Here is a 22,377-nt window from a genome sequence, read left to right on the forward strand (position 1 = left end):
GCGGGTCGCTTTGTGCCCGCAGTGTGCCCGTGGCCGCCCTCGGCGCAAAAAGAAAGGCCCGGAACCCCTTGGGGGACCGGGCCAAGTCAACAGGGAGGCTTCACGTCTGGGAGACGAGGGATCCAATGGACCCCTTCCGACCTAGTCGCCGGATGACGAAAACCTAATCCGGAATGCCGCATGCGTGATTCTCGATATGCACCACCCGGATATGCTCGGCGTGCATGTCTCCGGGTCACCCTTGTGTGATGCGCGTGACTGCCGGCTTCAGCCGCCTGTGCTGACCAGTTCCGACATCAGGAAGTCGCGGAACACCGTCACCCGCTTCGAATGGCGCATCTCCTCCGGATAGACGAAGAAGGCCTCGATCCGCGGTGCCTTCACCCCGGGCAGCACCTGCACCAGGTCGTCCAGCTGGTCGCCGATATAGTCAGGCAGCGCCGCCAGGCCGAGCCCGCTGCGCACCGCCTCCAGCATGCCCGGCAGGGAATTGATCTCGATCGCCGCGCGCCGCGGCGCGCCGGTGCGCCGTCCGGCCTCCGCCAGCCAGTTGATGTTGTCGATCGGCGGGCGGTAGTCGCCATAGACGATCAGCCGATGCGCATCGAGATCCTCGACACGCTGCGGAATCCCTGTCGCCTTCAGATAGGGCACCGACCCGCAGACCTTCCAGCCGAAGGTCGCGATATGCCGCTGGATCAGGTCCGGCTGCCGCGGCGGGTGCATGCGGATCGCCACATCCGCTTCCCGCATGGCGAGGTCGAGATCCGAGTCATCCAGCAGCAGCGTGACGCTGATCTCGGGATGCAGGTCGAGCAGGCGGCGCAGCCGCGGCGCCAGCCAGGCGCTGCCGAAGCCCGTCGTCGTCGTCACCTTCAATCGCCCCGCCGGGCGTTCGCGGCTTTCGGTCAGCAGTGCCTCGGTCATCGCGAGCTTCGCGAAGACCTCCCGCACCGTGCGATTCAGCGTCTCCCCCTGCTCGGTCAGGATCAGCCCGCGCGCATGGCGGTGGAACAGCGGCACCGTCAGCGCTTCCTCGAGCGCCTGGATCTGGCGCGACACGGCGGATTGGCTGAGGTTCAGCGTCTCCCCCGCATGTGTGAAGGACCCGGCCTCGGCGACCGCGTGGAAGACGCGCAGCTTGTCCCAATCGATCGGCATCAGGCGGCCACTTGCTCTGTCTCGGCATCCGCGGCGGCGAGGAACTTCTCCGCCTCCAGCGCCGCCATGCAGCCCGTGCCCGCGGCGGTGACCGCCTGGCGATAGATCTTGTCCTGCACGTCGCCCGCGGCGAATACGCCGGGGACCGAGGTCCGCGCCGTGCCCGGCCGCGTCACGATGTAACCTTCCGCGTCCATGTCGAGCTGGTCCTTGAACAGGGATGTCGCCGGGGCGTGGCCGATGGCGACGAAGACACCGTCCACCTTCAACTCGCTCCTCTCCCCGGTGCGCGCATGACGCAGCGCGAGGCCGCGCGCCACCGGCACGCGGCCCGAATCGTCGGACAGCACCGATTCGGTCACCGTGTCCCACAGCAGCGTGATGTTCGGCTTCGCGAACAGCCGCTGCTGCAGGATCTTCTCGGACCGCAGGCTGTCGCGCCGATGGATCAGCGTGACATGGCGGGCGAGGTTCGACAGGTACAGCGCTTCCTCCGTCGCGGAATTGCCGCCGCCGATCACCGCGACATCCTTGCCGCGATAGAAGAACCCATCGCAGGTTGCGCAAGCGGAAACGCCGAAGCCGCCGAGTTCCTTCTCACCGGGAATGCCGAGCCAGCGCGCCTGCGCGCCGGTGGCGATGACCACCGCCTCGGCCTCATAGGTGTCGCCCGAATCGCCGGTGGCGCGGAACGGCCGGCGCGACAGGTCGATGCCGGTGATGATGTCGTAGACGACCGAAGCGCCGACATGTTCGGCCTGCTTCTGCATCTGCTCCATCAGCCAGGGGCCCTGGATGGTCTCGGCGAAGCCCGGATAATTCTCGACATCGGTGGTGATGGTCAGCTGCCCGCCAGGCTGCAGCCCGGCGACGACCATGGGCGCCAGGCCGGCTCGCGCGGCATAGATCGCGGCCGTATACCCCGCCGGGCCGGCGCCGATGATCAGAAGGCGGGTGCGGTGAATCTCGGCCACGACAGGCTTCCATACCTTGTTGCAATTCTCTGGATATCGGGCACTCCCGACGCCCCCACAACCCAATGCCTTGAAGGGGCGCGTCCTTGCAATGATATTGCGTCAGGGGCTCGGCCTGAGCAACGAAGCAAACGAGTTGTCACGATGAACCGCGAAAACGACGCCGATCTCGATTCGGTGGATCGGCACATCCTCGCCGAGCTCCAGCAGGATGGGCGGATGACCAATGTCGAGCTGGCTCGGCGGGTGAACCTGTCCGCCCCGCCCTGCCTGCGCCGCGTGCGCCGGCTGGAGGAAGCCGGGATCATCCGCGGCTATCACGCGGATGTGGACCCAGTCTCACTCGGCTGGGAAATCACCTTCTTCGCGCTGGTCGGCCTCGAATCGCAGAAGCTCGCGGTGCTCGACGCCTTCGAGTCGCTGGCCACCGCCTGGCCCGAGGTGCGTGAGTGCCACATGATCCGCGGCGGCGGCGACTTCCTGCTGCGCCTCGTCGCGCGCGACACGGCGCATGAGAACGAACTGACGACACGCCTGACCAACGCACCGTCCGTGCTGCGCGTGCAGACACTGCAGACGATCAGGACAGCGAAGGACGCTGCGGGGGTGCCGATCGGGTGAGGGCGGAACCGGGAAGGGCTCTGCCCTCCCCGGACCCCACCCGCCAAGGGCTTAAGGCCCTTGGATCCCTCGACTTTAATCGGGGATTTCGGGGAGGGGCGTCGAGCGCGCGACCTTGATCGCCGGTGCGCCATGCCCCTCCCCGAAATCCCCGATCAGGTATTGGTGTCCAGAGGCCCTTAGGCCTTTGGTGGGGAGAGGTCCGGAGAGGGGCAAAGCCCCTCTCTGGTCCGCGCGTCACCCCCGGCGCACCACATAGTCCGCCGCTTCCATCGCCGCGATGATCGCGTCGCCCTGGGCGGCGTCGCGCACTTCGATCATCAGGTGCAGTTCGGTGCTTTGCACGGTGGGGGCGCCGAACAGTTGCTGGTGCTTCACCTCGATCACATTGCCGCCGACGTCGGAGATGCGCTTCGCGATGTCGGCCAGCACGCCCGGCCGGTCCGGGATGTCGAAATGCAGGCGCATGATGCGCCCGTCGCGCAGTAGTTGGCGCAGCAGCACGTTGGACAGCGCGCGTGCATCGATGTTGCCGCCGCAGACAGTGGTGCCGACAACGCGCCCCTTGAAGCGCTCGGGATAGGTCAACACGGCGGCGAGGCCCGCCGCTCCCGCGCCCTCCGCGACGACCTTGGCACCTTCGGCCAGAAGGGCCACGGCCTGTTCCACGGCGCGTTCGGGGACCAGCAGCACTTCGCTGTGGCAGCGGCGCAGGATGTTGAGCGGCATCTCGCCGACATCGCGCACGGCGATGCCCTCGGCGATGGTCGGGCCGCCGACGGAGACCGGTTCACCGGCTAGGCGCTGGGCCATGGCCGGGTATCCCTGCACCTCCACGCCATAGACCGGCAGGCCGGGGCGCAGCGTCGCCGCCACGGTCGCTACGCCGGCACACAGACCGCCGCCGCCGATCGGGATGACCAGCGCCTCGATCGCCGGCGCATCCTCCAGCATCTCGAGCGCCATGGTGCCCTGGCCGGCGATCACGCCGGGGTCGTCATAGGGGTGCACGAAGACCAGCCCGTCGCGCAGCGCGAGTTCATGCGCATGGGCGGCGGCCTCGGCGAGGGTGTCGCCATGCAGCACGACGCGCGCGCCCCAGGATTCGGTGCGCACCACCTTGGTCGCCGGCGTGAATTTCGGCATCACGATCGTCGCCGCGACGCCGGCGAGGTGCGCGTGGCGCGCGACCGCCTGGGCGTGGTTGCCGGCGGACATGGCGATGACGCCCGCTTCGCGTTCACGCGGGGTCAGCAGCGCGAGCCGGTTCGCGGCACCGCGTTCCTTGAAGGCGCCGGTGGCCTGCAGGTTGTCGAGCTTGAGGAAGACGCGCGTGCCGGCGATGCGGTTGACCGCGGGGTTCTCGATGGTCGGCGTGTGCAGGATGGCGCCGCGAATTCGCTCCGCCGCGGCGCGGATGTCGGCGAGCGTGACGCTCGGCGCGACAGGGGCCTCAGTGGTGCGGATCGCGTTCACGGCGGACATCGGTGTTCCTCGTGGTGGGTAGGTGAAAAGACGAAGGGCGCGCCGGGTAGACCCGGAGCGCCCTGGCCGCACGGCCTGCGCCTGATCCGCGGAGGCAGTATCGCCGAAGCGGTGAATCAGCCGCACAAACAGAAGCCACGCCAGGGACCGCACCGCGGGCCATGGCGTGGTGGCCGGCGGTCAGGCGAAAGTCACGGCGGTAATCTCGACCGAGCGGGCGCCGCCCGGGGCGGGGACTTCGACGGAATCGCCGATCTTCTTGCCCATCAGCGCCTTGGCAAGCGGGGAGGTGAGGGAGATCGACCCGTTCTTCATGTCGGCCTCATACTGGCCGACGATGCGATAGGTCTTCTCCTCCTCGCTCTCCTCATCGACGATCGTCACGCGGGCACCGAACAGCACCTTGTCGCCCGACAGGCGGGCGACGTCGATCACCTCGACCGAGGGAATGATGGCTTCGAGCTCGCCGATGCGGCCCTCGATGAAGGACTGGCGCTCGCGGGCGGCGTGGTATTCCGCATTCTCCGACAGGTCGCCATGCGCGCGCGCTTCCGCAATGGCACGGATGATGGCCGGGCGTTCTTCGGACTTGAGAACCTTCAGCTCTTCCTCAAGACGCAGCAGGCCCTCGGCGGTCATCGGGAACTTCTGCACGGCGAACCCTTCCCAAAGATAGCACCCCCCCAGGCCGGCCCTCGGTCCGGGTTGAGCCAGGCCTGGCGGTCGGTGGGGGGGAGAGACGCCACGGGGGCCTGAAAGGCCCCCATGTGGTCAGAACGACGTAGCAAAATACGCTTGCAGGGGCGCCACATCAAGGGTTCCGGCCTTCAGGGCCGCGATAGCGTGGACCGCCGCCCGGGCCCCGGCCGCCGTCGTATAGTGCGGAATGCCGTGGGTCAGGGCGGATCGGCGGATGTCGAAGCTGTCCGCCACCGACTGCCCGCCGCCGGTGGTGTTGATCACCAGCTGGATGTCGCCGGACTTCATGGCGTCCACGCAATGGGGGCGGCCTTCCAGCACCTTGTTGACGACATGGACCTCGAGCCCGGCCTCGCGGATGCGCGTCGCGGTGCCGCGCGTGGCGAGGATGCGGAACCCCATGTCCGACAAACGCCGCGCCAGCGTGACCGCCGCCGCCTTGTCGCTGTCCTTCACCGAGATGAAGGCGGTGCCTTCTTCCGGCAGCTTCACGCCGGCGCCGAGCTGCGCCTTGAGGAAGGCGCGTTCGAAGGAGAGGTCGAGGCCCATCACCTCCCCGGTCGACTTCATCTCGGGCCCGAGGATCACGTCCACATTGGGGAAGCGGTTGAAGGGGAAGACCGCTTCCTTGACCGCGACATGGCGGGAGACGGCGTCGTCGTCGAGCTTGAAGGTGGACAGGTGTTCCCCGGCCATCACCCGCGCACCGATCTTGGCCACCGCCACGCCGGTCGCCTTGGCGACGAAGGGCACGGTGCGGGACGCGCGGGGGTTCACCTCGAGGACGAAGATCTCCCCATCCTTCACCGCGTACTGCACGTTCATCAGCCCCTGCACCTTCAGTGCGCGGGCCATGGCTTCCGTCTCGGCCTTGAGTTCCGTGACGATCGCCGGCGGCAGGGAATAGGGCGGCAGGGAGCAGGCGCTGTCGCCGGAATGGATGCCGGCTTCCTCGATGTGCTCCATGACGCCGGCGACATAGACCTGGCCGTCGGCGTCGCAGATGCAGTCGACATCGACCTCGATCGCGTCCTGCAGATACTGGTCGATCAGGATCGGGTTCTCGCCCGAGACCTTCACCGCCTCGGCGCCGAAGCGGCGGAGTTGCTCGTCATTGTGCGCGATCTCCATCGCGCGGCCGCCGAGCACATAGGATGGGCGCACCACCACCGGGTAGCCGATGCGCTGCGCTTCCGTCACCGCTTCGTCGAGCGTGCGCGCGGTGCCGTTCTGGGGCTGCTTCAGGCCGAGGCCCTTCAGCAGCTGCTGGAAGCGCTCGCGATCCTCGGCGATGTCGATGGCCTCGGCCGAGGTGCCGAGGATGGGAATGCCGGCCTTGTGCAGCGCCTGGGACAGCTTCAGCGGCGTCTGCCCGCCATACTGCACGATGCAGCCGAGCACCTCGCCGGATTCCTGTTCCTTGCGGATCAGGGCGATGACGTCCTCGGCTGTCAGCGGCTCGAAATACAGGCGGTCGGAGGTGTCGTAGTCGGTGCTGACGGTCTCCGGGTTGCAGTTGACCATGATGGTCTCGAAGCCGGCGTCGCGCAGCGCGTAGCAGGCATGGACGCAGCAATAGTCGAACTCGATGCCCTGGCCGATGCGGTTCGGCCCGCCGCCGAGGATGACGACCTTCTTGCGCGCCGTTGGCCGCGACTCACAGACCGGGACACCGAAGCCGCCCTCATAGGTCGAGTACATGTAGGGCGTCTCGGAGGCGAATTCCCCCGCGCAGGTATCGATGCGCTTGTAGACTGGCTGCACGCTGAGCTTGGCGCGCAGTGCCGCGACATCGGTCTCCTTCACGCCGGCGACCTTCGCCAGCCGCGTGTCGGAGAAGCCGAGCGCCTTCAGCGTCCGCAGCGCGGTCGCGGTCTGTGGCAGGCCCTTCGCCTTCACCTCGCCCTCGGCGGCGACGATCTTCTCGATCTCGCGCAGGAACCAGGGATCGAACTTCGACGCCTCGTGGATTTCCTCCAGCGACACGCCGGCGCGGATCGCCTGGGCGACGACCAGCACGCGGTCCGGCTTCGGCGTGGCAAGCGCGGCGTGGAAAGCCTGCGCGGAGCCATCGCCCGGCACCGCGATCTCGTCGAGGCCCGACAGCCCCGTCTCCAGCCCCCGCAGGCCCTTCTGCAGGGCCTCGGCGAAGGACCGGCCGATCGCCATGGTCTCGCCAACCGACTTCATCGAGGTCGTCAGCGTCGGCGGCGTGCCGGGGAACTTCTCGAAGGTGAAGCGCGGGATCTTCACCACGACATAGTCGATCGTCGGCTCGAAGGAAGCCGGCGTGACCATGGTGATGTCGTTCTGCAACTCGTCCAGCGTGTAGCCGACGGCGAGCTTCGCCGCGACCTTGGCGATCGGGAAGCCGGTCGCCTTCGACGCCAGGGCGGAGGAGCGCGAGACGCGCGGATTCATCTCGATGACGACCATGCGGCCATCGGCTGGGTTGATGCCGAACTGCACATTCGACCCGCCGGTATCGACGCCGATCTCGCGCAGGCAGGCGATGGAGGCATCGCGCATGCGCTGGTATTCCTTGTCGGTCAGCGTGAGCGCCGGCGCGATGGTCACGCTGTCGCCGGTATGCACACCCATCGCGTCCAGGTTCTCGATGGAGCAGATGATGATGCAGTTGTCCGCGCGGTCGCGGACCACCTCCATCTCGTATTCCTTCCAGCCGAGCACGCTTTCCTCGACCAGCACCTCCGAGGTCATCGAGGCGGCGAGGCCGGCCGCGACGATCTGGTCGAATTCTTCCTTGTTGTAGGCGATGCCGCCGCCGGTGCCGCCGAGGGTGAAGGACGGGCGGATCACGCAGGGCAGGCCGACCTTCTTCAGCGCGTCCCAGGCTTCCGGCATGGTGTGCGCGATTTCGGAGCGCGGGCTCTCGATGCCGATCTTCGACATGGCGTCGCGGAACTTCTGGCGGTCTTCGGCCTTGTCGATGACCTCCGCCTTCGCGCCGATCAACTCGCAGCCGTATTTCGCCAGGATACCCGCTTCCGCCAGCTTCAGCGACGTGTTGAGCGCGGTCTGCCCGCCCATGGTCGGCAGCAGCGCGTCGGGGCGTTCCTTGGCGATGATCTTTTCGACGATCTCGACCGTGATGGGCTCGACATAGGTCGCATCGGCGAGGCCCGGATCGGTCATGATCGTCGCCGGGTTCGAATTCACCAGGATCACGCGGTAGCCCTCGGCGCGCAGCGCCTTGCAGGCTTGGGCCCCCGAATAGTCGAACTCGCAGGCCTGGCCGATGACGATCGGGCCGGCGCCGATGATGAGGATGGACTTGATATCAGTGCGCTTGGGCATGGGATTACCGTGACGAGGGGGGTGGGAGGAACAGCCCGAGAAGGAGCAGCAGGACCAGGACCGGGAGCATCACCGGCACATAGAGGAAGACGCCGAGCGGCAGCAGCAGCGGCAGGCTGGACGGGCCTTCCGCGACCAGGAAGAACAAGGCGCCCGGCAGGAAGGCGCCGACGAGGCCCGCCGCGGCACCGGTGAGCACGAGCAGCGGCAACGTCATCCGCCCGCGCAACCGGAAGAACACCAGCAGCGCCACGCCGTAACCGAACAGGGCCGGGAGATAGCGGATCATCGCCGTCAGCGCCTGTGCGGAAACAGCAGCAGGATGAGGAAGGCGACCAGCGCCGCGAGCGCGCAGCCCATCATCGCGCCGCTCATCGCTTCGTCGACGAAGTTCGAACGCTCGAAATTCGCCGCCCAGAGGCCGGCGAGGCCGACCGCGATGCCGTAGGCCGCCGCGACCGTGACGAAGGGCCGCAGCGCCCGCGCGCCGGTCAGGCTGCCCGTCAGCCACCAGAACAGCACCACGCCGGGGATGAAGACGATCAGCGCTGCCGTCGCGCCATGCGCCATCGCTTCGAGGCCGTAGAGATACATCAGCTGCGTCCCTCCGTGGCGAGCTTGACCGCGATTAGCCCGAGCACGCCGCCGAGGATCCACCTCTGCGCCGCCATCCAGCCGGGCCGCGTCCCGAGAAAGCGGGCCACGCCCGCCGCGCCGTATACGAGCAGACCGTCGAAGAGGATCGCCACACCGATCTGCACCGCGCCGAGTGCTGCGCCCTGCACGAAGACGCTGCCGCGCGCGGGGTCGATGAAGGGCGGCAGCACCGCCATGTAGAACAACGCGACCTTGGGGTTCAGCGCGGCGGTGGCGAAGCCGACGGAGAACAGCCGTGCCGCCGGTTCGCGCGGCATCGCGCGCGGCGCGAAGATCGGCTGCCCGCCGGGCCGCAGGCACTGCCAGGCAAGGAAGGCAAGATAGGCAGCGCCGCCGATCCGCAGCACGTCCCACGCATAGGGCACGGCGAACAGCGCCGCGGTCAGCCCCGCGGCCGCGCAGAGCATGATGACCAGGGAGCCGAACTGGCAGCCGATCAGCGAGACCAGCCCCGCCGCGGTTCCCTGCGCCAGCGCGCGGGAGACGAGGTAGAGCATGTTCGGCCCCGGCGTCGCGGCGAGGCCGACGGACAGGGCGGCGAAGATCAGCAGGGTCTCGGGCGCGGGCATCAGGACCGCGTCTCGGTTACCATGCGGACCGCCAGCACGGCGAGCACCGTGCCCATCAGCCAGCGTTGCAGGCGTGCGAAGAATGGGCGCCCGGCCAAAAAGGCGGCGACCTGCGCCGCGCCAAGCACGATCGCCGCATTGACCGTGATGCTGATGGCGATCTGCGTGAGCCCGAGCGCGACCGATTGCGCCAGCACGCTGCCCGCCGCCGGATCGATGAACTGCGGCAGCAGCGACAGGTACATCGCCGCGATCTTCGGATTGAGCAGGTTGGTCAGGAAGCCCATGCCGAACAGCCGCGCGCTGTCATGCGGCGGCAGGCTGCGCGGCGCGAAGGGCGTCGATCGCCCGGTGAAGGCCTGCCAGGCCAGCCAGCCGAGATAGGCCGCACCCGTCAGGCGCAGCGCGTCATAGGCGTAGGGCACCGCCATCACCAGCGCGGTAATGCCGAAGGCCGCGCACAGCATGTAGAAGACGAAGCCGCAGGCGACGCCAAGCAGGGAGATCAGCCCGGCCGCACGGCCCTGCGCGATGCTGCGGCTGACCAGGTAGACCATGTTCGGCCCCGGCGTCAGCACCATACCGAGTGCCACGGCCGCGAAGGTCAGGAAGGCGGTGGTGTCGGGCATGGCGCCTCACCCGTGAACCGAGAACCCGCCATCCACCGGGATCGCCACCCCGGTGATGAAGGCCGCCGCATCGGATGCCAGGAACGCCGCCACGCCCTCGAAATCCTTCGGATCGCCCCAGCGCTTGATCGGGCTGCGCCGCAGCACGTCGTCGTTCAAATTCGCCATGTCCTGTCGCGCCTTGCGCGTCAGGTCGGTGTCGATCCAGCCCGGCAGGATGACGTTCACCGTGATGCCGTCGGCCGCCCAGGCCACCGCCATCGACTTCGTCATCTGCACGACGCCGCCCTTCGACGCGCCATAGGCGGCATGGAACGGCAGCCCGAAGATCGACAGCATCGACCCGTTGTTGATCACGCGCCCGACGCCGCCCCTCTTCAGCCAGGGATGCGCCGCCTGCGCCGCGATCATGCCCGAGGTGAGGTTGGTGGACAGCACCGTGTGCCAATCCTCCATCCGATAGATCTCGGGCCGGTTGCGGATGTTCGTCCCGGCGTTGTTCACCAGGATGTCGAGCCGTCCGAGGCGTTCCGCCGTGGTCGCGACCATGGCGCGGATCGACGCTTCGTCCGTCACGTCCACCTCGACGCTGTCGGCGGTCGCACCCAGCGCCTTCAGCTCCGCCACCGCGGCCGCGTTCTTGGCGGCGTTGCGCCCGGCCACCATCACCGCGGCGCCGGCCTTCGCCAGGCCGCGCGCGAAGCCGAGCCCGATGCCGCCATTGCCGCCGGTCACGAGCGCGGCGCGCCCCTTCAGATCGAACATGCAGTTTCCCCTGGTTGGACCCGGCCGGTTCAGCTCCGCCCGGCCTTGGACGCCTCCATCATCTCCACGAAACGATGGAACAGGTAGTGGCTGTCGGTCGGCCCGGGGTTTGCCTCGGGGTGGTACTGCACGGAGAAGGCCGGGCGGTCGGTCGCCGCGATGCCTTCATTGGTGCCATCGAACAGCGAGACATGCGTGACCTTCGCATTCGCCGGCAGCGTCTTGGGGTCCACCGCGAAGCCGTGATTCTGGCTGGTGATCTCGACCTTGCCGGTCATCAGGTCCTTCACCGGCTGGTTCGCCCCGCGATGCCCGCGCGGCAGCTTGTAGGTCTTCGCCCCCAGCGAGAGCGCCAGCAACTGGTGGCCGAGGCAGATGCCGAACACCGGCAACCGCGTCTCCAGCACGCCCCGGATCGCCGGGATGGCGTATTCGCCGGTCGCCGCGGGGTCGCCGGGGCCGTTCGACAGGAACACGCCGTCCGGCTTGTGGGCCAGGATCTCCTCCGCGGTCGCGGTCGCCGGCACCACCACCACCTCGCAGCCGGCCGAGGCCAGGCAGCGCAGGATGTTGCGCTTCGCGCCGTAATCCACCGCGACGACCTTGTGCTGCGGCGCCGTCTGGCGGCCGAAGCCCTCGGGCCAGGCCCATTCCGTCTCGTCCCAGTGATAGGTCTGGCGGCTGGTGACCTCCTTGGCGAGGTCCATCCCCTCGAGCCCCGGCCAGGCGGCGGCCTGCGCCTTCAGCGCGGCGATGTCGAACTTGCCGTCGGCACGGTGGCAGATCACCCCGTTCGGCGCGCCGAGGTCGCGGATGCGCACCGTCAGCGCGCGGGTGTCGATGCCCGCGACACCCGGAATGCCGTGGGAGACCAGCCAGCCTTCGAGATGCTTGGTGGACCGGTAGTTGGCCGGCTCGGTCACGTCCTGCTTGACGATCAGGCCGCGCGCGGCCGGCGTCAGGCTTTCGAGATCCTCGATATTGGTCCCGACATTGCCGATATGGGGGAAGGTGAAGGTGATGACCTGTCCGGCATAGGACGGATCTGTCAGCGTCTCCTGGTACCCGGTCATGCCGGTGTTGAAGCAGATCTCGCCGACCGCGGCGGTCTCGGCCCCGAAGCCTCGGCCCCAGAAGATCGTCCCGTCGGCCAGCACCAGGCAGCCGGTGGCGCCGTCAGGGGGGGTATCGGCAGAGGCCATGGTCGGCTCCGTCTTCTGGGTTTCGCCGGGCGCACCCGGCAGGTCGGACAGGGAAAGGCCGGTCGCGGTCAGCACGGCCGGCCAATGCTTGGCCGGGATGGCCCGGGCCTGGCGCCATTTGCGGATCGCCTCGGTGCCGACGCCGCAATGCGACGCCGCCGCCTCGGGACCTCCGAGCAGGGCAATGATATCTTCCACGGTGCGCATGGGCGGGGTTATGCCGGGAAACGAATTCCCACCGCAAGCCGAATCCGAATTGTGGGAAATTTCCTCCCAGGCGGTGGAACCGCTATACCGCGCCCAACCTATCCGAGGATGACCGCCATGTCGCTGCGCGACCGTTTCACGGACGAACTCAAGACCGCCATGCGCGCCGGCGACAGTGCCCGCGTTTCGACCCTGCGCATGATCACGGCCAAGCTGAAGGACACCGACATCGCCGCGCGCCCCGGCCCGCCGGTGGATGAGGCCGGCATCATTGCCATGCTGCGCGGCATGGCGAAGTCGCGTGCCGAATCCGTCACCATGTACCGCCAGGGCGGGCGCGAGGAACTGGCCGCCAAGGAGGAAGCCGAGATCGCCGTGATCGACGCCTTCCTGCCGCAGCAGCTCGACGACGCCGCCATGGCCGCCGCGGTTGATGCCGCCGTGGCGGAGATCGGCGCCACCTCGATCAAGGAGATGGGCAAGGTCATGGCGGCGCTGAAGGCGAAGCACGCCGCGGTGCTGGACATGGCCAAGGCCGGGCCGATGGTGAAGGCGCGGCTCGGCGGCTGATGCCGCAAGGCCCGGCGCTGTTCCACCGCCGCCCCGCGCGCTAGCCTCGGCCCATCCGGCGGGAGCCTGCCGCACCTGCCGGGCGGGGGTTCCCGACATGGCCGGTGCCGCGCCATCGCAGGGTCGCTGGATCTACTTTGCCTTCTTCCTGGGCCTGGGCGTGCTGTTCGCCTGGTATGGCTGGTCGCAGGCCAGCGCCCATTGGACGCTGTCCTCGCGCGGTCAGCGCACCGAGGCGCTGATCATTGGATATGAGGAAGCGCGCGGCCGGCGCAGCACCACTTGGTATCCGATCTTCCAGTTCGTCACGGCCGAGGGGCGGAAGGTGGAAGCCGCGTCCGGCGCCTCCGCCGAGCCGGGTCAGTGGCCGCGCGGGCGGCGCGTGCCGGTGCTCTACGATCCCGCCAACCCCGCGACCGTGCGCCAGGTCGTGGCGGTGGAGGCGGGGATTGGCGCGACGCCCTGGATCCTTGGCGTGCTGGCTGTGCTGATGCTCGCGCTGGCCGCGGTCTTCCTGTTGCCGCCGCGACGCAAGCCCTCACCCTGACGGGAAGGGCTTGCGTCGTCTCAGTTGGGCATCTCGAGGTCTTCGGACAGCACCACGATCTGCACGGCGTAGGAGATCTCGCCATCCTCGGCATCGCGGTGGATCGTGCCGATGAACTCGTCACCGACGCGCAGCTCGACGCTCGCGCCCTTACGCTCCGGCGCCGTCACGGCGATGCGGTTGTTGCCGAACAGGCGGCGAAGATGGGCTTGTACGGCGGCGCGCTCGGCCGGGGTCATGGCGGGGGTCCCTGTCCTTGAAAGGCCGGCTGGATACCTCCGCCGGCCATCGCGCGCAAATCACGCGGCAACCGATCGCCCATGCCTGCGGGTTCCCCGCTGCGACGCAGGGCGGGCGGCGCCCGCTGGGCCGAAGGAAGGGAGACGAGCGTCTGGTCTCACGGTAGCGTGTGTGGCCAGGGCGATGGTGCCCCGCAGAACCAGCTTTCGAAGGATGCAAGCGGTGTCTCAGACGAGCAACGTTGCGCCGGAAGGTAACGGTGTAATTCAGCCCTTGGTCATCTATAATTGCGTCCATCACCGAGAAGAAAATCCGATCGATTGTGCCGCCGACGCCACCGCGGCACTCGCAGCACAAATTTATAATGCTGCACTCATTCAACAATCTCAAATACCCAAACCTCAGATCGAAAACTTCCATCCGTTGAATTTCATGAGCGCAGGCAGCGGAAGCATGAGTGGAATGCTCAAAGGGGAGGTGGATGCTCTGGCGAACATCGCTCGTGGCAGTGCGGAGGCCACGGAGGTGCTGTTGAGCAACTACCAGATTCTGTTGGATTCGCTTCTCGCGCGGGCTGATGACGCGAACGCCGACCTGGTTGCGACCCTTGGAACACTCGACGCGACCATCCGCGCGCAATTCGCCGCCACAACGGTCATGCACCGCGGCTGACCCGGCGCCGCCGCGCGCGTCGCGGCGGGACGGTCCGGCGCGTCCCGCGCCGATCCCGCCCTTCCGCGCGGCCTGGCAGGTCATGAGATGGCTTGGACGGAGCATGGACAGCGGCTCCGGACTCGGTCTCATCCTGTGCTAGAGCCTGCTGTCCCATGGCCCTGCCCCCCGCCTTTCTTGACGAGCTGCGCGCCCGCACCCCGCTGCCCGGCCTGATCGGCCGCAAGACGCGGCTGCTCAAATCCGGCCGCAACTGGAAGGGCTGCTGCCCCTTCCATGGGGAAAAGACGCCCTCCTTCTACGTCTATGACGACCATTTCCATTGCTTCGGCTGCGGCGCGCATGGCGATGCCATCTCCTTCCTGATGCGGGCGGAAGGCGCGGCCTTCCCCGAAGCGGTGGAACGCCTCGCCGCCGAGGCCGGGATGGACGTGCCCAGGCCCTCGGCGCAGGACGCCGCCCGCGAACGCCGGGCGCGGGACCTGCATGCGGTCATGGCCGCCGCCGCCGAGGCCTATCATCGCCGCCTGTTCCTGCCCGAGGGGCGCCCTGCGCTCGACTACCTGCTGCGGCGCGGGCTGAAGGAGCAGACGATCCGCGACTTCACCCTCGGCTGGGCGCCGGGCGGACGCGGCGCGCTGGCCGCCGACCTGCGTGGGGAGGAGATCACCGAGGCCCAGATGATCGAGGCCGGGTTGCTGCGCGAAGGCGAGGCCGGCGAACCGTCGCGCGATTTCTTCTTCTCCCGGGTGATGTTCCCGATCCGCGACCGGCGCGGCCGGGTGATCGCCTTCGGCGGACGCACCCTCGGCGACGGCCAGCCGAAATACGTGAACAGCCCGGAGACGCCGCTGTTCCGCAAGCGGATGGGTCTTTACGCGCTGGACCTGGCGCGGGAGGGCGCCTTCCGCGGTGCCTCCGTCGTCGCCGTCGAGGGCTACATGGACGTGATCGCCCTGCACCAGGCGGGCTTCACCGGCGCGGTCGCGCCGCTCGGCACCGCGCTGACGGCCGAGCAACTGGAGGAACTCTGGCGGATCTCCCCCGAACCGGTGCTGTGCTTCGACGGCGATGCCGCCGGCGCGCGGGCGGCGGCGCGGGCGGCGGAACTCGCTTTGCCGCTGATCTCGACCGAGAGGACACTGCGCCTCGCCACCCTGCCGGCGGGCGAGGACCCCGACACCCTGACGGCGAAGCGCGGGCCAGCGGCCTTCCAGGCGATACTCGATGCGGCGCGGCCGATGTCCGACGCGCTGTACGGCCTGATCGCGGAGGGCCGGCCGGCGGCCACGCCCGAACAGCGCGCCGCGCTGCGCAACCGGCTGACCGGCGCGGCCGGGGCGATCGCCGACAAGGCACTGGGAGCGGAATATCGCCGCGTGTTGCTCGACCGCTTCTTCGCGGCGTCCCGGCCGCGGCCCGCCGGCGCCCGGTCGGCGCCGCGCATCGCCGCCCGCCCCGCCATTCTGGAAGGCCCGGTCCGGGCCGAACGCGCCCGGATGATGTTCGCCATCATCCTGCGCCACCCCTGGCTGCTGCCCCAGGTGGAGGAGGCGCTCGGGCTGCTCGACCTGCCCGCCGGACCGCCCGCGCAGTTGCGGGCCGCGATTCTCGCATGGCATGTGGCTGCGGAACCGCTTGACTCCGAAGGGTTGATCGCCCACCTCGCCCAGTACGGCGCGGAAGATGCGGTGGCCTGGGCTTTGATGCCCATCGGCCTTCCCCTGGCGGCGGGGCCGGATGCCCTGCCCGGGGAGGTCGAGGAAGGCTTCTGGCACTTTTTCCTGCGCCTGCGCGGCGAGGCTGAATTGATCGAGGACCAGCAGGAAGCCCGGCGGGTACTGGCCGAGACGAATGACCCCTCGGCGCAGCGCCGGCTCATCCTGGTGTCGGAGGCACTCGATGCCATCCGGCGCGGGGAGGGGGCCTCGGGGGCGTCAGGTGACGCCGCATAGGTTAGGAACTGTTTTTTTCGGGCATCCGGCTCCCCCGGATGCCCGAAACCGTTGGACGGAGCGGAACACGCATGGCGAGCAAGGCGGCGGCTGGGACTGAGACGACCGAGACGCGGGACGAGCAGGTCGAGGGACTGTTGCTCGACACCCAGTCGGCGGCCGTGAAGAAGCTGATCGCCCGGGGCAAGGAGCGCGGCTACGTCACGGTGGACGAGCTCAACGCCGCGCTGCCCTCCGAGCAGGTTTCCTCCGAGATGATCGAGGACACCATGGCGATGCTGAGCGAAGCCGGCATCAACGTCGTCGAGGCCGAGGAGAACGAGGACGGCGAGGCCGCCGCCAAGCCCGTGGCCAAGGCCGAGGGCGAGGAGGAAGAGGAATCCGGCGGCAACGTCGATGAGGAATCGCTCGGCCGCACCGACGACCCCGTGCGCATGTACCTGCGCGAGATGGGCTCGGTCGAACTGCTCTCGCGCGAGGGCGAGATCGCCATCGCCAAGCGCATCGAGGCCGGCCGCGACATGATGATCGGGGGCCTGTGCGAAAGCCCCCTGACCTTCCAGGCGATCCTGCGCTGGCATGAGGCGGTGCGCGCCAACCCGCCGCGCATGCTGCTGCGCGACGTCATCGACCTCGAGGCCACCCAATCGGCCGGCAACCCCGATGGCGGCCCCTCCGACGCCGCCGAGGAGGAGTTCGAGGAAGGCGACGAGGGCGAGGGGATGGGCCTGTCCCTCTCCGCGCTCGAGGAGAAGCTGAAGCCCGAGGTGCTCGCGAATTTCGAGCAGATCGAGAGCCTCTACGGCAAGCTGCAGAAGCTCTCGAGCAAGCGCATGGATGCGTACCATGCCGGCGAGGAGCTCGCCGGCCGTGGCGAGAAGAACTACGAGAAGCAGCGCCGCGAGCTGATTGCGCTGGTGGAGAAGGTGCATCTCCACAACAACCGCATCGAGGAGCTGGTCGATCAGCTCAAGGGCCTGAACCGCAAGCTGACGGTGCTTGAGGGCCAAGTGCTGCGCCTTGCCGAGGCGCAGAAGGTGAAGCGCGAGGAGTTCCTGCAGCATTGGCGCGGGGCGGAACTCGACCCGGCCTGGCTTGAGCGCGTCGGCGCGCTGCCGGGCAAGGGTTGGAAGGCCTTCGTCGCGAAGTCCAGCACCGAGGTCGAGGCGATCCGCGCCCGCATCGCCGAGGTCGCGAACCTGACCGGCATGCCGGTCGCCGAATACAAGCGGGTCTACGCCACGGTCAGCCGCGGCGAACGCGACATGACCCAGGCGAAGAAGGAGATGATCGAGGCCAATCTCCGCCTCGTGATCTCAATCGCCAAGAAATACACCAACCGCGGCCTGCAGTTCCTGGACCTGATCCAGGAGGGCAACATCGGCCTGATGAAGGCGGTCGATAAGTTCGAATACCGTCGCGGCTACAAGTTCAGCACCTACGCCACCTGGTGGATCCGTCAGGCGATCACGCGCTCCATCGCCGACCAGGCGCGGACCATCCGCATCCCGGTCCACATGATCGAGACGATCAACAAGCTGGTGCGCACGTCGCGCCAGATGCTGCACGAGATCGGCCGGGAGCCGCAGCCCGAGGAACTGGCCGAGAAGCTCGGCATGCCTCTGGAGAAGGTGCGGAAGGTGCTGAAGATCGCGAAGGAGCCGATCTCCCTCGAAACGCCGATCGGCGACGAGGAAGACAGCCACCTCGGCGACTTCATCGAGGACAAGAACGCGGTCATCCCGCTCGACGCCGCGATCCAGTCGAACCTGCGCGAGGCAACGACCCGTGTGCTGGCCAGCCTGACGCCGCGCGAGGAGCGCGTGCTGCGCATGCGCTTCGGCATCGGCATGAACACCGACCACACGCTGGAGGAGGTCGGCCAGCAGTTCAACGTGACGCGCGAGCGCATCCGTCAGATCGAGGCCAAGGCCCTGCGCAAGCTGAAGCACCCGTCCCGTTCGCGGAAGCTGCGGTCGTTCCTCGACAATTGATGGCGGCCGGGGTCGCGGCGCGATGATCGCCGGGGGAAGATTTCCCCCGGGCCTGCTCGTCGTGGTTGACCGAGCCCCGTCGCCCCCGCGAGACTCGCGCCAAACAGAGGGTTCGCGCCCATGGCGGCAACGATGAACGCGGTCCAGGAGGTGACAGTCGATGTCACCTTCCTGCGCATGGAGACCCGCCCTTCCGACCCGGCGCCCCCGCTGCCGCCCGATGTGCGCGTCGAGCAGGCGCGCCACTGTTCCGTGCCCTTCTACCGCTACCTCTACGACACGGTCGGCGAGCCCTGGCTGTGGTGGATGCGCCGCACCGCCTCCGATGCCGACCTCGCCGCGCTGCTGTCGCTGCCTGCCGTGTCGATCCATGTGCTGATGAAGGATGGCGAGCCGGCGGGGTTCTACGAGCTGGACCGGCGGCACCCGCATACGGTGAACCTCGCCTATTTCGGGCTGATGCCCTGGGCGATCGGCACCGGGCTCGGCCGCGCCTTCCTGCGTCATGCGGTGGACACCGCCTGGGCGTCAGGCAAGCCGGCGGTCACGGTGAACACCTGCACGGCGGACCATCCGCGCGCCCTGCCGGCCTATATCAGTGTGGGCTTCCAGCGGCTGCGCACGGTGCGGGAGGTCTGGCCGGTGCCCACGCGGCTCGGCCTCAGGATCCCGCCGCACCTGGGGCGTTGATGGCCTCGAGGATGATCCCCTCGGTCAGGATCTGCGGCAGGATGCGCGGCGTCGCCGCACCGGCCGGATAGAACAGGTACAGCGGCACCCCGTCCCGCCCATGCGCGCGCAGCACGGCGGTGATGGCCGGGTCGCCGCGCGTCCAGTCGCCGGTCAGCAGCGTGATGCCGCGCGCGTCGAAGGCGCGGCGGACGCCGTCGGTCGCCAGGGCCAGGCGTTCGTTGACCTTGCAGGTGATGCACCAGGCGGCGGTCATGTTGACGAAGACCGGGCGGCCCTCGGCGCGCAGGGCGGCAAGCCGCGCCTCGGACCAGGCCTCGCCGCCGGCCGCCTCGCCGGTCTGCGCCGGGGCGGGGGCGGCGTGCAGCACTGGCAGCAGGGCCAGCGCGCCGACCAGCGCGAGCCCGCCGGCCAGCCGGCCGATCCGCCCACCGGAGGCCTGCGCGATCCCGACCGCCCAGGCCGCGAAGCCGATCAGCACGGCGCCCACCAGCACCAGCAGGACCGCCGGCGGCCCGGCCTGTTCCGCCAGCACCCAGACCAGCCAAGCGGCGGCGCCATACATCGGGAAGGCCAGGCCCTGTTTCAGCCGGTCCATCCAAGCCCCCGGCTTCGGCAGCAGCCGCGCCAGCCCGGGTGCGAGGCCGAGCAGCGCATAGGGCAGCGCCATGCCGAGCCCCAGAACACCGAAGATCGCCAGGGCTTCCATCGCGCCCATGCCGAGCGCCGCGCCGATGGCCGCGGCCATGAAGGGCGCGGTGCAGGGCGTGGCGACCAGCACCGCCAGCGCCCCGGTGAAGAAGGACCCGGCATGCCCGCCGCGCGCCGCCAGCGACCCGCCCGCCGCGACCGGCCCGCCCACCGCATAGACGCCGGACAGGTTCAGCCCGACCGCCAGCATCAGCCAGGCCATCGCGCCGACGAAGACCGGGGAGGTGAACTGGAACCCCCACCCCGCCATGCCGCCCGCCGCGCGCAACCCGACCATCAGCCCGCCGAGCGCCAGGAAGGACAGCACCACCCCGGCCGTATAGGACGCCGCATGCGCCCGCACCGTCCCGCGCGCCGCGCCCGACAGCCGCGCCAGCGCGACGGCCTTCATCGCCAGGATCGGGAAGACGCAGGGCATCAGGTTCAGGATCAGCCCCCCCAGGGCGGCGAACAGCATCGCCTGCCACAGCGCCAGCCCGCCGGCAGCGGCTGGCACCGGCCCCGGCGGCGCCGAAACCAGATAGGCGCCGCGCATGCCCGAGGCATCGGTGATCGCCACCACGCCCTCGATCGTCGCGGGCAGCGGTTCCGCCCGTGCGCGCGTCAGGCCAAGGCGGAAGCTTCCGTCGCGCAGCGTCAGCGGCTGCGGCGCGGCGTTGTCGAGCAGGTTCAGGGCCAGCGGGAAGAAGAAGGCATCCCGCACCGCGCCCGGGGCGATGGCCGGGCCGGACACCTCGATCGCGCCCTCGGTGCCATCGAAGCCGGCCCGGGCGGTGAAGGGGCCTGCGCGCGGTTCGGCGGCCTCGGCGGCGGTGAAGATCGGGGCGGTCGCGGGATCGTGGCGCGGCGCCGCTTCCACCGGGATGTCGAGGCGGAAGGCGCCTTCCTCGGGGATGCAGACCTGTTCGCAGACCAGCCAGGTGGCGTCGGCGGAAAGGGTGAAGGTCTCGCCCGGCCGCAGGGAGGCGGGCGGGGTGAGAGGGATGGTGAAGACGGCCTCGCCCTCGTAGCCGTAATTCACCAGCGGGCCGAAGGGGATGCGCTGCGGGGCCGGGAAACGCATGGCGCCGGCCGCGGAACCATCCGGTAGGGCAAGCGTGACCTCGGGCGGCTGTCCCGCATCGCCCGGATTGATCCAGTAGGTGTGCCAGCCGGGGGCGAGGCGCTGGCGGAGGGCGACGCGGAAAGGCTGCCCCGGCGCGATGGCGGCCTGGTCGGCAATGAGAGTCACGGTGGCGCGCGGGGAGGTGACCGGCGCGCTCTCGCCCGCCCGCGCCGCCGGGGCAGAGATCATCACGGCGGCGATCAGGACGAGCATACGCAACATGGGCTGCATGAAGGCCCTTAGGCGTCGCGGTGCAAGCCCCTTCGGGCGGGGAATTCGGCGTTTCAGGCGGATGCGCGTGCCGTCCCGGCCTGCTGCCGCGCGAGGATATCCCCGGCGAGATGCGCGGCATCCGTGCCGACCCCGTTGAAGAAGGCGGAATTCCGCCGCGACTGCCAGATCAGGCCGAGGAAGTAGAGGCCGGGCAGGTCGGTCACACCCAGTCGATGCTGCGGCTGGCCCCGCGCATCGAACACCGGCAGGTCGACCCAGCCGAAATCCAGTGCATAGCCAGTCCCCCAGATGACGGTGGCGATGTCTTCAGCGCGCAGGTCGATCTCCCGGATCGGGGTCGTCACGCAGGGCGGGTCGGGTAGCGTGGCCCGTGCGTCCGGGTCGGGCGGCAGGTCCAGCCTGGCGCGCGCCGCGTGCGCATCCGCCGCGTCCATGAAGGCGCGCAGCGCCGCGTCGCCGGCCGCGAGGGTCTCGGCGAGGCCGGGCGCGAACCGCATCACCCCGCCGCTGATGCTCTCCGCGCGGCCGAGCAGGACGGCCCCACGCGCAGCAAAGGCGCGGTAGTCGACTGTCGCGCCGCCATAGGCGCCGGTGATGGCGAGCGAACCGGGCGGCGGGCTGCGGCCTGCCACCATCTCGTCCCACATTCCCGTCGCCATGCGCCACCACACCTGGTCCCGGCCGCGATAGCGGCGCGGCAGGCGGATATGCCGGCCGAGCGACAGATGCACGCGCCGCCCGGCCCGAATGAGTTCATCGGCGATCTGCGCAGCCGAGGCGCCGGCACCGACCACCAGCACCCCACCCTCGGCGATCTGGGCCGGGTTGCGGTAGGCGCTCGCATGCAGGGATGTGACCGGCAGGGCGCCATTGAAGGCGGCCGGGATGACCGGGCGTTGGAAGGGGCCGGTGGCGACCACGACGTTGTCGGCCTCAATCAGACCTTGCGAGGTTTTGGCGCGATAGCGCTTGCCGTCGCCGGCACGGCCCAGCGCCGTCACTTCAACGCCGCACCGCACCGGTGCGGCGATGTGCTCGGCGTAGGCCAGCATGAAATCGACGATTTCGTCGCGGCCGGCAAAGCCATCGGGGTCGTCGCCCGCGTAGACGAAGCCGCCGACCCGCGTGGCCCAGTTGGGGCCGAGCGCGCACAGCCCGTCCCATCGCTCGCTGCGCCAGCGTTCGGCGATGCGGGCACGTTCGACCACCAGATGCGGGCGGCCGCGCTGGCTCAACTGCTCGCTCATCGCGAGGCCGGCCTGGCCGCCGCCAATGATCAGGGTCTCGACCTGTTCGGGTGTACCGGGGGCGGTCATGCGGGCGGAGCCTCCGCGCGATGCGTCGAGTCCAGCACAGCATGGCGGCATGCTCG

The 22,377-nt window shown here is 69.1% G+C and carries 21 protein-coding genes; 7 read left to right on the top strand and 14 right to left on the bottom strand.

The annotated features are described in order from the left end of the window. Positions 1–267: 267 nt before the first annotated feature. Positions 268–1,161, bottom strand: a complete 894-nt coding sequence (locus AC2YHJ_RS12230) for a LysR family transcriptional regulator (RefSeq protein WP_487396335.1) — start codon at positions 1,159–1,161, stop codon at positions 268–270. Beyond that, entirely contained in the window at positions 1,161–2,135 is a 975-nt protein-coding gene (trxB, locus tag AC2YHJ_RS12235; protein ID WP_487396336.1) for a thioredoxin-disulfide reductase, read from the bottom strand. The genes AC2YHJ_RS12230 and trxB overlap by 1 nt, the downstream gene beginning before the upstream one ends. A 144-nt stretch (positions 2,136–2,279) precedes the next feature. Between trxB and AC2YHJ_RS12240 the strand changes: the two genes are divergently transcribed. Then, positions 2,280–2,756: an Lrp/AsnC family transcriptional regulator gene (locus AC2YHJ_RS12240; RefSeq protein ID WP_487396337.1), complete on the top strand. Its 477-nt coding sequence runs from the start codon at positions 2,280–2,282 to the stop codon at positions 2,754–2,756. Positions 2,757–2,993: 237 nt separating this feature from the next. Here the strand turns inward: AC2YHJ_RS12240 and AC2YHJ_RS12245 are convergent, their stop codons facing one another. The 9 genes from AC2YHJ_RS12245 to carA form a co-directional block, all read right to left on the bottom strand. Then, complete coding sequence (locus AC2YHJ_RS12245) at positions 2,994–4,241, bottom strand: threonine ammonia-lyase (RefSeq protein ID WP_487396338.1); 1,248 nt, start codon at positions 4,239–4,241, stop codon at positions 2,994–2,996. 180 nt (positions 4,242–4,421) lie between these two features. Then, positions 4,422–4,895 carry a transcription elongation factor GreA gene (greA, locus tag AC2YHJ_RS12250; RefSeq protein ID WP_487396339.1) on the bottom strand — a complete coding sequence of 158 codons (474 nt, stop codon included), beginning with the start codon at positions 4,893–4,895 and terminating at the stop codon, positions 4,422–4,424. 117 nt (positions 4,896–5,012) lie between these two features. Next, on the bottom strand, positions 5,013–8,258 hold the full coding sequence (carB, locus tag AC2YHJ_RS12255) for a carbamoyl-phosphate synthase large subunit (RefSeq protein WP_487396340.1): 3,246 nt from the start codon (positions 8,256–8,258) through the stop codon (positions 5,013–5,015). A 4-nt stretch (positions 8,259–8,262) separates the two neighbouring features. Then, positions 8,263–8,547 (bottom strand): hypothetical protein, encoded by a 285-nt coding sequence (locus tag AC2YHJ_RS12260; protein ID WP_487396341.1) that lies wholly within the window; start codon positions 8,545–8,547, stop codon positions 8,263–8,265. Positions 8,548–8,552: 5 nt separating this feature from the next. Beyond that, the gene (locus AC2YHJ_RS12265) at positions 8,553–8,852 is read right to left on the bottom strand and encodes a hypothetical protein (RefSeq protein ID WP_487396342.1); all 300 of its coding nucleotides are present in this window, start codon (positions 8,850–8,852) and stop codon (positions 8,553–8,555) included. Continuing rightward, on the bottom strand, positions 8,852–9,484 hold the full coding sequence (locus tag AC2YHJ_RS12270) for a LysE family translocator (RefSeq protein ID WP_487396343.1): 633 nt from the start codon (positions 9,482–9,484) through the stop codon (positions 8,852–8,854). The genes AC2YHJ_RS12265 and AC2YHJ_RS12270 overlap by 1 nt, the downstream gene beginning before the upstream one ends. Next, entirely contained in the window at positions 9,484–10,113 is a 630-nt protein-coding gene (locus AC2YHJ_RS12275; protein WP_487396344.1) for a LysE family translocator, read from the bottom strand. The genes AC2YHJ_RS12270 and AC2YHJ_RS12275 overlap by 1 nt, the downstream gene beginning before the upstream one ends. A gap of 6 nt (positions 10,114–10,119) precedes the next feature. Further along, positions 10,120–10,878, bottom strand: a complete 759-nt coding sequence (locus AC2YHJ_RS12280) for an SDR family NAD(P)-dependent oxidoreductase (protein WP_487396345.1) — start codon at positions 10,876–10,878, stop codon at positions 10,120–10,122. Between the two features lie 29 nt (positions 10,879–10,907). Next, positions 10,908–12,287, bottom strand: a complete 1,380-nt coding sequence (gene carA / locus AC2YHJ_RS12285) for a glutamine-hydrolyzing carbamoyl-phosphate synthase small subunit (RefSeq protein ID WP_487396346.1) — start codon at positions 12,285–12,287, stop codon at positions 10,908–10,910. Between the two features lie 117 nt (positions 12,288–12,404). Between carA and AC2YHJ_RS12290 the strand changes: the two genes are divergently transcribed. Further along, a complete protein-coding gene (locus tag AC2YHJ_RS12290) occupies positions 12,405–12,857 on the top strand; it encodes a GatB/YqeY domain-containing protein (protein WP_487396347.1) in 453 nt (150 codons plus the stop codon). Positions 12,858–12,954: 97 nt separating this feature from the next. Beyond that, on the top strand, positions 12,955–13,404 hold the full coding sequence (locus AC2YHJ_RS12295; protein ID WP_487396348.1) for a DUF3592 domain-containing protein: 450 nt from the start codon (positions 12,955–12,957) through the stop codon (positions 13,402–13,404). Positions 13,405–13,424: 20 nt separating this feature from the next. On the opposite strand, the gene AC2YHJ_RS12300 is transcribed toward AC2YHJ_RS12295, so the two are convergent. Beyond that, entirely contained in the window at positions 13,425–13,643 is a 219-nt protein-coding gene (locus tag AC2YHJ_RS12300) for a DUF3126 family protein (protein ID WP_487396349.1), read from the bottom strand. 223 nt (positions 13,644–13,866) lie between these two features. On the opposite strand from AC2YHJ_RS12300, the gene AC2YHJ_RS12305 reads away from it, so the two are divergent. The 4 genes from AC2YHJ_RS12305 to AC2YHJ_RS12320 all read left to right on the top strand — a co-directional run bounded on the left by AC2YHJ_RS12305 (position 13,867) and on the right by AC2YHJ_RS12320 (position 18,955). Beyond that, positions 13,867–14,316 carry a hypothetical protein gene (locus AC2YHJ_RS12305; RefSeq protein ID WP_487396350.1) on the top strand — a complete coding sequence of 150 codons (450 nt, stop codon included), beginning with the start codon at positions 13,867–13,869 and terminating at the stop codon, positions 14,314–14,316. Positions 14,317–14,471: 155 nt separating this feature from the next. Beyond that, positions 14,472–16,271, top strand: coding sequence for a DNA primase (gene dnaG / locus AC2YHJ_RS12310; protein ID WP_487396351.1), 1,800 nt, complete (start codon positions 14,472–14,474; stop codon positions 16,269–16,271). 71 nt (positions 16,272–16,342) lie between these two features. Next, positions 16,343–18,265: an RNA polymerase sigma factor RpoD gene (gene rpoD / locus AC2YHJ_RS12315; protein ID WP_487396352.1), complete on the top strand. Its 1,923-nt coding sequence runs from the start codon at positions 16,343–16,345 to the stop codon at positions 18,263–18,265. Positions 18,266–18,397: 132 nt separating this feature from the next. Continuing rightward, entirely contained in the window at positions 18,398–18,955 is a 558-nt protein-coding gene (locus AC2YHJ_RS12320; RefSeq protein ID WP_487396353.1) for a GNAT family N-acetyltransferase, read from the top strand. Here AC2YHJ_RS12320 and AC2YHJ_RS12325 read toward each other — a convergent pair. Together AC2YHJ_RS12325 and AC2YHJ_RS12330 are read right to left on the bottom strand one after the other, a co-directional pair. After that, positions 18,927–20,993, bottom strand: coding sequence for a protein-disulfide reductase DsbD family protein (locus AC2YHJ_RS12325; RefSeq protein ID WP_487396354.1), 2,067 nt, complete (start codon positions 20,991–20,993; stop codon positions 18,927–18,929). The genes AC2YHJ_RS12320 and AC2YHJ_RS12325 overlap by 29 nt on opposite strands. Before the next feature lie 62 nt (positions 20,994–21,055). After that, entirely contained in the window at positions 21,056–22,321 is a 1,266-nt protein-coding gene (locus tag AC2YHJ_RS12330) for an NAD(P)-binding domain-containing protein (RefSeq protein WP_487396355.1), read from the bottom strand. Positions 22,322–22,377 lie beyond the last annotated feature (56 nt).

Source organism: Roseomonas sp. SRI_022, from assembly GCF_057586215.1.